Annotated in this window: 9 protein-coding genes; 7 read left to right on the forward strand and 2 right to left on the reverse strand. The window is 72.5% G+C overall.

Annotated features, from left to right (window positions below; translation table 11 throughout):
* Window positions 1-276: 276 nt before the first annotated feature.
* Complete coding sequence (locus tag WME85_RS12300) at window positions 277-669, forward strand: DUF4156 domain-containing protein (protein WP_437837896.1); 393 nt, start codon at window positions 277-279, stop codon at window positions 667-669.
* 247 nt (window positions 670-916) lie between these two features.
* Window positions 917-1648 carry an aquaporin Z gene (gene aqpZ, locus WME85_RS12305; RefSeq protein ID WP_437842277.1) on the forward strand — a complete coding sequence of 244 codons (732 nt, stop codon included), beginning with the start codon at window positions 917-919 and terminating at the stop codon, window positions 1646-1648.
* Here aqpZ and WME85_RS12310 read toward each other — a convergent pair.
* The gene (locus WME85_RS12310) at window positions 1585-2475 is read right to left on the reverse strand and encodes a sulfite exporter TauE/SafE family protein (protein ID WP_437837898.1); all 891 of its coding nucleotides are present in this window, start codon (window positions 2473-2475) and stop codon (window positions 1585-1587) included. The genes aqpZ and WME85_RS12310 overlap by 64 nt on opposite strands.
* Before the next feature lie 179 nt (window positions 2476-2654).
* Here WME85_RS12310 and WME85_RS12315 point away from each other — a divergent pair, with 179 nt between their 5' ends.
* Together WME85_RS12315 and WME85_RS12320 are read left to right on the forward strand one after the other, a co-directional pair.
* A complete protein-coding gene (locus WME85_RS12315) occupies window positions 2655-4745 on the forward strand; it encodes a hypothetical protein (RefSeq protein ID WP_437837900.1) in 2091 nt (696 codons plus the stop codon).
* A gap of 47 nt (window positions 4746-4792) precedes the next feature.
* Window positions 4793-6583: an ABC transporter ATP-binding protein gene (locus tag WME85_RS12320; RefSeq protein WP_437837902.1), complete on the forward strand. Its 1791-nt coding sequence runs from the start codon at window positions 4793-4795 to the stop codon at window positions 6581-6583.
* Here WME85_RS12320 and WME85_RS12325 read toward each other — a convergent pair.
* Window positions 6567-6995: a hypothetical protein gene (locus WME85_RS12325; protein ID WP_437837904.1), complete on the reverse strand. Its 429-nt coding sequence runs from the start codon at window positions 6993-6995 to the stop codon at window positions 6567-6569. The genes WME85_RS12320 and WME85_RS12325 overlap by 17 nt on opposite strands.
* A 319-nt stretch (window positions 6996-7314) precedes the next feature.
* On the opposite strand from WME85_RS12325, the gene WME85_RS12330 reads away from it, so the two are divergent.
* The 3 genes from WME85_RS12330 to WME85_RS12340 all read left to right on the forward strand — a co-directional run bounded on the left by WME85_RS12330 (window position 7315) and on the right by WME85_RS12340 (window position 11351).
* On the forward strand, window positions 7315-9438 hold the full coding sequence (locus WME85_RS12330; RefSeq protein ID WP_437837906.1) for a hypothetical protein: 2124 nt from the start codon (window positions 7315-7317) through the stop codon (window positions 9436-9438).
* Between the two features lie 567 nt (window positions 9439-10005).
* Window positions 10006-10755, forward strand: coding sequence for a hypothetical protein (locus tag WME85_RS12335; protein ID WP_437837908.1), 750 nt, complete (start codon window positions 10006-10008; stop codon window positions 10753-10755).
* A gap of 20 nt (window positions 10756-10775) precedes the next feature.
* Window positions 10776-11351 carry a toxin-antitoxin system YwqK family antitoxin gene (locus WME85_RS12340; RefSeq protein ID WP_437837909.1) on the forward strand — a complete coding sequence of 192 codons (576 nt, stop codon included), beginning with the start codon at window positions 10776-10778 and terminating at the stop codon, window positions 11349-11351.
* The last annotated feature ends 60 nt before the right edge of the window (window positions 11352-11411 follow it).

The following is an 11411-nucleotide window of genomic DNA, read 5'->3' on the forward strand; positions in this document are numbered from 1 at the left end:
CACAGAGGGGAGAAAGAGAGAGATGGAGGATGAGGCCCTCTCTTCCTTCCCGATCTCCCTTCCTCTCTCCTCTGTGTCCTCTGTGCCTCTGTGGTTCATCTTCTTCTCTTCTGATGGGCACAGGCCTGGCGTAAGCGGCAGCGCACCAGCCTGGAGCACCCCGCCGGCACACCGGGGCCGTCCGCAACCCGCGGCGTCGGGATCCTGCCGCCGCCTCGGCGCGGCGAGGAAGAAGCGCCGACGCGCGCCCGTAGCAATCGGCAGAAGGTACCAGTCATGAAAACCCCGATCTACCGCGCGTTTGCCCTCTTCCTCCTGTCCTGCTCGATCCTGCCTGCCTGCGCCGCCGTGGAGCTCAACCCGGGCGCGGAGCGGGTCATCGTCACCAAGCAGCCGGCCCCGCAGGGGTGCCGCTTCGTCGGGACCGTGATCGGAGAGCAGGGCGGCTCGCTCTCCGGGAAGTTCACCAGCAACGCGAACCTGCAGGAGGGCGCGGTGAACGACATGAAGAACAAGGCCCATGACCTCGGCGGCAACTACGTGGTCCTGGAGAACACCAATGCAGGGAACACGATCTCCGGAGACCGGGACAGCATCTCCGGCGAGCAGACCGACGTCACCCACATGGGCAACACCTACAGCTGCCCGCCCCAGCTCGTCGGCCTGTAAGAGCGTCTGATCCCCTGACCGCGCTCGGTCGATGGTCTCCACGCCGAGCCGCCGCGCAGCAACGCGGCGCACCGGCGCTCATCCAACATCGACAGAGCGCAGGTGGAGCGTCGTCCCGGCGGCAGCCCGCCGGCCGAGCGCTCGGCCTGCCCGGCCCGTCGGGGCGGCTCCGCGGCTGGGCCCGGACGCCGCCGCGCTTCGCGCCGCGTCGGAGAGAGCCGGTCACAGGGAGAGAAGAAAGATGGAGATGTCGTTGTCCAGGCGTACGGCCGCGGAGTTTCTCGGGACGTTCTGGCTCGTGCTCGGCGGCTGCGGGAGCGCCGTGCTGGCGGCCGCGTATCCCTGGCTGGGGATCGGCTTCCTGGGCGTGGCGCTCGCGTTCGGGCTCTCCGTGCTGACGATGGCCTTCGCGGTGGGCCACATCTCGGGCGCTCACTTCAACCCCGCCGTCACGATCGGCCTGATCGTCGGCGGGCGCTTCCCCGCGAGGGATCTCCTGCCGTACCTCCTCGCCCAGGTCGCCGGCGCCATCGTCGCCGCCGGCGTCCTCTACATCATCGCCAGCGGCTCTGCCGGCTTCTCCCTGAGCGCCGGGTTCGCCTCGAACGGCTACGGCGCGCACTCGCCCGGCGGTTACTCGCTCTTCGCGAGCCTCGTGGCCGAGATCGTCCTCACGTTCGGCTTCGTGATGGTGTTCCTCGGCGCGACGGATCTCCGCGCCCCGATCGGGTTCGCGCCGATCCCCATCGGGCTCGCGCTCACGCTCGTTCACCTCATCGGGATCCCCGTGACGAACGTCTCGGTGAACCCGGCGCGCTCGACCGGTCCCGCGCTGTTCGTCGGCGGGCGGGCGCTCTCGCAGCTGTGGCTGTTCTGGCTCGCCCCGATCGCCGGCGGCGCGCTCGCGGGGGTGCTCTATCCGCTGCTGGTCGGCGCGAGGCCTGTCCGCGCCGCCGTCGCGCCGCGCTCCACGGTCTGAGGGGGCGAGCCCGGGCAGGCCGCGCGAGAGGGCTCGGCCGCCGGGCCGAACCGGTCCCACGCGAGCTTGGCCGTGAGCACCAGCCCGAGCACCACCACGAACCAGCGCACCTTCCTCGGCTCGATGCGCCGCGCGACCGCGGCGCCGGCGAACGAGCCGACCACCGCCGCCGCCATCATGATCGGCGTGGCCACCGCGTCGACCGCGCCCGCGAAGACGAAGGCGATCGCGGCGACGCCGTTGATCAGGCTCGCGAGCACCGTCTTGATCGCGTTCATCCGGTGGATGTCCACGTTGCCCGCGAACGACGACAGGAGCGCCAGCATCATGATGCCGATGCCCGCGCCGAAGTAGCCGCCGTAGACGCTCACGAGGAACTGGAGCAGGAACACGAGCCACGGCCGCGAGGGCAGGGCGAACTCCTCTACCGCGTCCGCGCTACCCTTCGCGGAGGGCCGCGCCGGGCGCAGGTTCTGCCAGAAGAGGAGCAGCGTCGCGAGCAGCACGAGCCCGGGCACCGCGGCGTCGAAGACGCGCTGCGGCGTCACGAGCAGGAGCGCCGAGCCGACGATGCCGCCGAGCAGCGACGGCAGCAAGAGGACGCGCAGGACGCGGTAGTCCCGGGAGAGCTCGCGGCGGTACGCCCACGCGGACGCGAGCGACGCGGGCGTGAGCGCCACGGCGTTGGTCGCGTTCGCGGGGAGCGGGGCCAGCCCGGCCGCGATCGCCGCGGGGAACGACACGAGCGTGCCGCCGCCGGCCACCGCGTTGATGACGCCGGCCACGGCGGCGCCGCCGGCGAGGAGTGCGGCTCTCGTGAGATCCACGGCGCGACATGGCCCGAGCCAGGCGGCCCTGTCAACCGCCGCCCGGCGCGAGCTGACGTGTCGCACGTGTCGCGCTCGTGCCGAGCGCCACGCGGCGCTTGAGGGGCGCGCGGCCGCGCTCCTACGATGGCGCTTCCGCCGATCCAGGCGGCCGCTTCTCCTCAGGAAAGCCGAGCGCCATGCCGCGATCCGTTCCGCTCCTCCCCGCCGCGCTGCTCTCCGCGCTCCTGTGCGCCGCGCTGCCTCCGACGGCGGCCGCCGCCGAGGAGCGCGCGCATGTCTGGGTGGCCGACGACGGCACGCGCGTCCGCCGTGAGGACGTCGGCCTGCCGCTCTCGCGCGGCGAGGGCAACGCGCTCTTCCGGCCCGGCGAGCCGATCCGGCTCGGCGCCCTGCGCGCTGAGGTCGTCGCGCTCCAGGTGATCGTCGAGGCCGGCGCGGAGCCCGTGCGCGGCGTCAAGGTCGAGCTCTCGGGGCTCGGGCCCGCGGCCAGCGGAGGCGCGCCCGCGGCGGCGCCGCAGCGGCAGGCGCCGACGGCGCCGCAGCAGCAGGCGCCGGTCCCGGGCGCGGCGCCCGCGCCGGCCATCGCGATCGACCGCTTCGTCGAGCACTACGTCGAGATCACGCGGCGATCGCGCAACGAGCGGCGGCCCGCGGAGTCGCTCGGGTGGAGCCCGGCGGCGCGGCCGCCCGACGACAGGCACCTCGGCTTCCTCCCCGACGCGCTCATCCCCGTCGGGCTCGCGCCGCCCTGGGCGCCGTACCCGCTCGAGGTGGGCGCGCGCGAGACGAGGGCCGTCTGGATCGACCTCCACGTCCCGGAGGGCGCCGCCCCCGGCGCGTACGAGGGCAAGGTGGTGGTCAGCTCGGCGTCGCACGGCGAGCTCGCGTCGCTCGATCTCCGGCTCGACGTCGCCCCGGCGACGCTGCCGTACAGCGCGGTCGACTTCATCGCGTTCTATGAGGCCGACGAGGTCGCCGCGCGGGTCGGCGACGGACCCGCCGTCGAGCAGCAGCTCTGGCAGCTGCTCCACGAGCACCACGTGGACGGCTTCGCGTCGGTCCGGAGCCCCGCCGAGGTGGAGCGGCTGCGCGCGGCGATCGACGGCTCGCTCTACACGAAGGAGCGCGGCTACCGCGGGCCCGGCGCGGGCGTCCCGCCCGCCGCGGTGGCGCTCGGCGCCTACGGCGGCTTCGGCGATCCCGGGGAGGAGACGCTCCGCCGCGTCGAGGCCGTCGCGGAGCTCCTCCCGCCGGCCGTGGACGACGTGATGCTGTACGCGGTCGACGAGCAGTGCGAGAGCCCCCGCGGGCCCGGGTGGCGCCGGCTCATCCGCGGCTCGCGCCTCTCGTCGCGCATCCTCGTGGGGCACTCGTGCGGCGAGGTCGACCCCGTGAAGCAGGACGTCGACCTCGTGCTCACGCCCGCCAACCGCTTCGACTCGACGTGGGCGCGGGCCGCGCGCGAGGCCGGCAAGCGGCTCTGGGTGTACAACGGCGCGCTCCCGCGGACCGGCACCTTCATGATCGACGCGCCGCTCACCGGGCTCATGGCCGACGGCTGGATCGCGGCCTCGCACGAGGTGGACCGCTGGTTCCTCTGGGAGACGGCGTTCTGGCACGACGGCAACCGCGGCGGCAAAGGCCCGGTCGACCCGTTCACGGTCGCCGAGAACTTCCACAACCGGGACGGCGACGCCTGCCTCGGCGACGGCATGCTGCTCTATCCCGGCACGCAGCGCGGGGCGTTCGCGTCGCGCTCGCTCGGCTTCGCCGGCGTGCTCCCCTCGATGCGCCTGAAGAGCCTGCGCCGCGGCATCCAGGACGCCGGTTACATCGCGCTGGCGAGGCCGGCGTCGCCCGGCGCCGTGGACGCGATCGTGAAGGAGGTGATCCCGGCCGCGCTCGACGAGGCGCTCGACACCTCGCCCGCCGCGTGGAGCAGCGAGGGCGCCCCGTTCTTCAGGGCGCGGGCCGCGCTGCGCGCGCTCATCCCGGCGGACGCGGCGCTCGACGCCGCCGGCGCCCGCCGCGCGCTCGCCGGCGCGGCGGCGGCGCGGCGCGCGCTCGTCCCGCTCGCGCGCGCGGGCGAGCGGCCAGCGGAGGCAGATCGCCCGGGGCCGGCCGCGCCGGGGCCGCTGCGTCCGTGGCGCGGGAGGGGGCTGCTCCTCGCCGCCGCCGGGCTGGGCGCCGCGCTGGTCGCGCTGGTCGTCCTGCTCCACCGCCGATCGAGGCGCGGCGCCGAGGGGCGCGGCGCCCGGGAGCGCTGAGCCGCGGGATCACCGCCTCTGCCGCGCCTGCTACGCTCGCGCCCGCCATGCAGAGCCCAGGCAACGACCGGCGCCCCGGCCGCGCGCACCTCCGACGCCTCCTCCTCCTCGCGCGCCCCGAGCTCGGGACGCTCGCGCTCGGCACCCTGTTCCTGGCCATCGGCAGCGGCATCAGCCTCCTGCTCCCCCAGGCGATCCGGAAGATCATCGACGACGCGCTCGGCCCGGGCAACGCCGCCAACAGCGTCCAGGCCATCGACGACGCGGCGCTCTGGCTGGCGCTGCTCATCGTCGTCCAGGCGGCCGCCATGGCGCTGCGGTTCGTCCTCTTCACGACCGCCGGCGAGCGCGTCGTGGCCCGGCTGCGGTCGCAGCTCTTCCAGCACCTCCTCCGGCAGGAGGTGGCGTTCTTCGACGACCACAGGACGGGCGAGCTGACGAACCGCCTCGCGTCGGACACCACGGTCCTCCAGAGCGCCGTCAGCCTCAATGTCTCGATGGCCCTGCGCTTCGTCGCGTCGGTGATCGGCGGCGTCGCGTTCCTCTTCTACACCTCCCCGCGGCTCACGCTCCTCATGCTCGCCGTGGTGCCCGTCGTGGCGCTCGGCTCGGTGGCCTATGGCCGCCGGGTCCGCCGGCTCTCCCGCAGCGTCCAGGACGCGCTCGCCCGCGCCAGCGAGGTCGCCGAGGAGGCGCTCTCGGGCATCCGCACGGTGCGGGCATTCGCCGCCGAGAAGCGCGAGGTGGACCGCTATGCCGGCCGCGTCGCCGGGTCGTTCGAGCTCGCGAGGAAGCGCATCCGCGCCTCGGGCAGCTTCATGGGGGTGGTGATGTTCGCCGGGTACAGCGCGGCCGCGCTCGTGCTCTGGTACGGCGGCCACCTCGTCGTCGCCGGCCGCCTCACCCTCGGCGGGCTCACGTCGTTCCTCGTCTACACGATCGTCGTCGCCTTCGCGCTCGGCGGCCTCAGCGACCTCTGGGCCGACTTCATGAAGGCCACCGGCGCCGCCGAGCGCATCTTCGAGCTCCTCGACCGCCAGCCGGCCATGGCGGACACCGGCGGCCTCCAGCCTGCCTCCGTCCAGGGGGGCCTCGAGCTCCAGCGCGTGCGGTTCAGCTACCCGACGCGCCGGGACGTGCCGGTGCTCAAGGGCATCGATCTCTCGGTTCGCCCCGGAGAGGTGATTGCGCTGGTCGGGCCGTCCGGGGCGGGGAAATCGACGATCTCCGCGCTGCTCCTGCGGCTCTATGATCCCGACGAGGGGCGGATTCTCCTCGACGGGCGCGACCTCCGCGATCTGTCGCCGAGCTGGCTCCGCCGGCAGATAGGCATCGTCGCGCAGGAGCCTCTCCTCTTCGCCACCAGCGTGGCCGACAACATCCGTTATGGACGGGAGACTGCCTCTGACGCGGAGGTCGAGGCCGCCGCGCGCGCGGCGAACGCGCACGACTTCATCCAGCGGTTCCCGGAGGGATATCGCACGCTCGTCGGCGAGCGCGGCGTGCAGCTGTCCGGCGGGCAGAAGCAGCGCGTGGCGATCGCGCGCGCCATGCTCAAGGACCCTCGGCTGCTCGTGCTCGACGAGGCCACGAGCGCGCTCGACGCCGAGAGCGAGCACCTCGTGAAGGGGGCGCTCGAGGTGCTGATGAAGGGGCGAACGACCTTGATCATCGCCCACCGGCTCTCGACGGTGATGGGCGCCGACCGCGTGCTCGTGATGGATGGGGGTACGATCGTGCAGAGCGGCGCGCACGCGGCGCTCGTCGCCCAGGACGGTCTCTATCGCCGGCTCGTCGAGCGTCAGTTCGTGAGCGCCGAGCTCAGGACGACGGCATGATGAGCTGCTGTGTCGCCCGGCGCTGGCCCACGATGGAGACAGCCGTCTCCGAGGCGAGCCCCGCGGCGCCCTGCGACGTGCGGCGGAGCGCGCCGAGCAGCGCGACCCAGCCGTGCTCGCTGTTCGTGATGGCGCGCGCGCTGATGCCGTCGATGCGCCCGAGCGCCTTGCGCGCGACCCGGAACACGCTGCGATCGATGCCCTCGATCAGGTCGAGCGTCGCGCCGAGCCGCTCCTGCGTCTCGGTGCGCACGTCCTCGAGGAAGCCGAACCCCGCGCGCACGACCTCCTCGACCACGCCGAGGCTGCCGTCGACCCATGTATAGATCAGGCCCTCTCGCGGGTCGCTGAGCTGCGATCGATCGGAACCGTTGCTGCCGGCCGCGCCCTGGCCGGAGATGCTCTCGTCCATCTCGAACCCCCTTCCTTGCCATCGTTGCTGGCAGGCCAATCGCCTGCTGTGAACTCACTATCAACAACGGACGTCTCGGATGGGTTATCACAGGGCAACAAAAGCGTGAACTCTTTCTTTTGTGTTCGCCTCGCTTTCACCGGCTCTCCGCGAGGCGCGGCGAGGGCCGTTGGGCGGTATCCGGCCGGGCGTCCTGATCAGTCTGTGAACTTCCAGCGGAACGCACGATATGTGGCCTTCGCATAGGTGAGGTAAGCTAGCTGCCGCAGGAAGATCCTTAGTCCTTGGCAGGACGGTCCCGGCTAGCTAGGGTCTCGCGGTGCCCACGAGGCCCACGAGCCCCACGAAGATCGATCGCTTCATGATGGGAACGACCTTGTCAACGCTCCTGGCCGCCTCCTGCGCTTCCGGCGCATCCAGCGCGCTCGACGCAGGCGCGCCCGCGCCGCGAGCTCCCGAGCTCCTGGCCTTCGCGGTGCAGGAAGGCGCGATTCACAACCACTTCTTCCGTCGTGGTCATATCGCTGCCCATCTCCTCGTGACCTCGGGTGTGTCGCCGCGGCTCATCGTCGCTTTCCCGGCGGGGAACATGGGGATCGCGGCGTGGTTCGAGGCGCCGCCGGCGCCGGTTGAGCTCTCGGTCGAGGGGCCCATCTCGGGGGTGGAGCGGCCGGGCGGGATGCGCGGCGTCTCGGCGCTCCTCGTGAGCGCGGCCCCGGCGCTGCGCGTGCACCGGCTGGTCCTCGGGAGCATCCGCACCATCCGTGAGGTGGGCCGCGACGGCGAGCTCCCGGCCTGGCTCCGCGCCGACGTCGAGGCGTGCGCGGCGCCTTGCGGCGTGTCGATCGCCGTGCGGCGCGCCACGCTGGACGGCGAGCACCACCTCGAGCTCCTTGTCGAGCCGCTGGACGGCACGACGGCCGCGCTCGGGCTCGACGGGCGCGTCGAGCTCGCGGCGGGGCCGCGCGGGCTCCGCGTCCGCGTGACGGCGCTCTCGGACGAGGCGCCGCTCACGCCGGTGCCCCTCGACGAGATCGTGAACGAGCGCGCCGGCGACGACGCGCGCCACCGGCAGGCGCTCGCCTTTCTCACGTACCGGGAGAAGCTGCTGGCCGGGTCGTGGCGCTTCCTCACGTACTTCGGCCGGGACACCCTGCTCGCGGTGAGGATGCTCCTGCCGGTCCTCGAGCCGGCGGTGGTCGAGGCGGGCATCGGCTCGGTGCTCGACCGGCTCAACCAGGAGGGCGAGGTAGCGCACGAGGAGGCGATCGGCGAATACGCATCGTTCCTGCGCCTCGCGGCGGGCCGCGCCGGCGCGCCGCGCGAGTCCATCGACGCGCAGCGCGAGGCTGGCCACGCGCTGCGCGAGCCCGTCCTCGACTACAAGATGATCGACGACGACTTCCTCCTCGCGCCGCTGGCCGCCGAGTACCTGCTCGGCAGCGCGCCGGGCCGGGCGCGCGCGGCGGCGTTCCTGGCGCGCCGGACGCCGGGCGGCGAGACGTACGCGCGGGCGCTCGCGCGGAACGTGGCGCTCGTGCTCCGCCTCGCCGCCCCGTTCGCCGAGACGCGGGATCCGCGGGCGTTGATCGCGCTCAAGGAGGGCGCGTCGGTGGGCGAGTGGCGCGACAGCGAGGAGGGGCTCGCGTTCGGCCGGATCCCGTACGACGTGAACGTCGCGCTCGCGCCTGCCGCCCTCCGCGCCTCGGCGCGGCTCCTCGCGAGCCCGCTGCTCGGCGCGGAGCCGGACCAGGAAGGCGCCGCCCGGGCGGAGCGGTACGCGCGCGCGTGGAGGGACGCCGGCGGTTTCTTCCGGGTGGAGCTGCCGGAGGCCGAGGCGAGGCGGCGCGCCAGGGCCTATGCGGAGTCGCTGGGCATCGATCCTGCGCCGGTGGTCGCGTCGCTCTCGGGGACGCTCTCGTTCCCGGCGATCGCGCTCGACGGCGAGGGCCGGCCCATTCCCGTCATGCACTCCGACGACAGCTTCGTCCTCCTGTTCACGGAGCCGCCGCCGGGAGCGCTCGAGGAGATCGCGGGCCGCCTGATTCGCCCCTTCCCGGCCGGCCTCCGGACGCCGGTGGGCATCGTTGTCGCGAACCCGGCTTTCGCGCCGGACCCGGCGGTGCGTGGGCTGTTCACGGCGGGCCATTACCACGGCACGGTCACCTGGTCGTGGCAGCAGGCGATGCTCGCCGCCGGCCTCGACCGGCAGCTCGGCCGCGGCGATCTGCCGGCCGCTGCGCGGGGCGCGCTGGAGCGGGCGCGGAGCGCGCTCTGGGAGGTGATCCGGGCCTCGCGCGAGGCGAGCACGTGGGAGCTCTGGAGCTGGGCCGTCGAGGGAGGGCGTTACCGGCTGGTCCCGTTCGGGGCCGAGAGGCTGCACCAGGACGAGGCGAACGCGGTGCAGCTGTGGAGCACGGTGTACCTCGCGGTGCGCCCCTGAGCGGCGCGAGGCGGCGTCGGCCGATCGGCCGCCCCGGATAGTGGAGGCGTGCGCGACGTTGTCGATGGCGTCGACGACCGACTAAGATTGATAGCCGCCGCCGCCCCAAAGAGGGCCGAGCGATCGAGCGTCCACGTGATGATGTCGAGGCCCGCGGCGTCTTCGCCGCGCTGCGCCGTCGAGGCGCCTGGACTCCCTGCTTCGCGCGATCGCGGGCGTGCTGCGACGTCTGCGTGACAGACCATGATTCCACTTGCGGGGTCCAGGCGCCCATGCGCAGCGCACGGCACCTGGGTCCCGAGGAGCAAGGCTCATGGCGGCGGGCGCCCCCACACCTCATCTTACAGCCGTTCACCTTGGGTGGTCATTGCGGTCCTGTCGTCTTCGGGCGTGAGCTCTGCACGGGAGCCCGTGGTGCGCGCCAGCGGCGGACACCCGCAGCGTCCTTGCACGTCCGAGGCCGGGGCCGCTGTCGAACAGCCCGATTTCAGCTTGAGCCGGTACGAGCGGCCGTTTTAACATCTCCGGGCGTGGTCGCTCATCCGATCAGCGCGGGAGCGAGAGCAGATGAAGAAGCTATTCTTTTGCGGAGTCACGCTGGCGTTGTCGATGGTGATGGGCTGCGAGAGCGAGCCGCTGGAGCAGGCCCCGGGGGAGGAAGGCTTCGCGCTGATCCAGCACGACGCGCATACGCTGGAAGCGACGTACCGGTCGGGCGCGGCATCCATGCGCGTGCTCGTGGACGAGGCCGAAGCCGGCGTCGTCGATGTGACGTACGATTTCGGTGATTCGCTCGTTGCCTTCCATGTCGACTACGACCAGGGCACCGGCGACTTCATGCCAGGCGGCAGCCCGCTCGACGCTGCGCAGGCCCAGCTCCTTGGCCCTCTCCTCGAGGGGATCACGCGGTCCGTGCCGCCGGACGGGCAGCGCACGCGGGTCGAGGAGGCGTCGGTGCGCCAGACGAGCTTCATGCAGATCGTGCCGGTCGGTGAGGTCCTCACGCCTTACCACTACGTCTCGGAGCGCGGCTGGACGCACATCTCCTGCGCCTGTGGTAATCAGTACATCGGGTCCGGCTACTATCGCCAGGCTGGCAGGGGCTGCAGCTGCAACGGCGGCGGTGGCAACGGCTGCAAGGGCCGCTGCGGTCAGGGGTGCGGTATCACCAGCACCCCCGCGTGCGTGGGCACGACGGCGTACACTCAGGACTGCGCGAAGCACGACTACGGTCTCGGGACCTTCCAGGCAGCCTCCGACGACTACACCTTCGCGAGCAACAACTGTAGCTGTAGCGGGGTCGGCACCTGCTACTAGGATCTCACGGCAGGCCCATCGTGACCCTGGCTGTCGTCGCGGGCGTCGCCGCCCTCGGCTGCGATCAGTCCCCCGGCCCCTGTCCTGATGGGGCGCAGCTCCATGGCCGCGCTCCGCCGGCGGGAGACCTGCAGTGGTGCGCGAAGCCCGACGGCAAGAAGCACGGCCGCTGGGTGGAGTGGCACCCGAGTGGCAAGGTCAAGACCGAGGGGAACTACGTCGACGGCAAGATGGAGGGCCGCTGGGTGAGCTACTTCGAGACCGGCGTGAAGCAGCTCGAGGGCGCTTACCGTGGCGGCCTCAAGCAGGGCCTGTGGACCCTCTATCACGAGGAGGGCACGAAGAACCGCGAGGAGATCCATTCCAGCGGCTCGCGCGAGACGAAGTGGACCGCGTGGCGCTCCGATGGGACGAAATGGGCCGAAGGGACGCTCCTCGAGCACCACGCACACGGCCCTTACTCGGAGTGGCACCCGGACGGCGTGCTGGCGGTGCAGGGCCAGTACGACAAGGGCCAGAAGGTCGGGGAGTGGAGGTACTGGAGCAGCGACGGCGCGCCATCGGACGTTCCGCAGGGCGATTTCTCGCAGGAATGAGGTGTGACGTTCCCTCGGCCGCGCGGGGTTGCCGTCGTGCTGCTCCTCGCGGCGGCGGGC

Origin of the sequence: Sorangium sp. So ce1153 (assembly GCF_051521595.1) — a bacterium.
GTDB lineage: Bacteria > Myxococcota_A > Polyangia > Polyangiales > Polyangiaceae > Sorangium.

Coding starts and splice junctions, on each gene's coding strand:
- WME85_RS12300 (WP_437837896.1), top strand. CDS start 277: ATGAAAACCCCGATCTACCGCGCGTTTGCCCTCTTCCTCCTGTCCTGC.
- aqpZ (WP_437842277.1), top strand. CDS start 917: ATGTCGTTGTCCAGGCGTACGGCCGCGGAGTTTCTCGGGACGTTCTGG.
- WME85_RS12315 (WP_437837900.1), top strand. CDS start 2,655: ATGCCGCGATCCGTTCCGCTCCTCCCCGCCGCGCTGCTCTCCGCGCTC.
- WME85_RS12320 (WP_437837902.1), top strand. CDS start 4,793: ATGCAGAGCCCAGGCAACGACCGGCGCCCCGGCCGCGCGCACCTCCGA.
- WME85_RS12325 (WP_437837904.1), bottom strand. CDS start 6,995: ATGGACGAGAGCATCTCCGGCCAGGGCGCGGCCGGCAGCAACGGTTCC.
- WME85_RS12335 (WP_437837908.1), top strand. CDS start 10,006: ATGAAGAAGCTATTCTTTTGCGGAGTCACGCTGGCGTTGTCGATGGTG.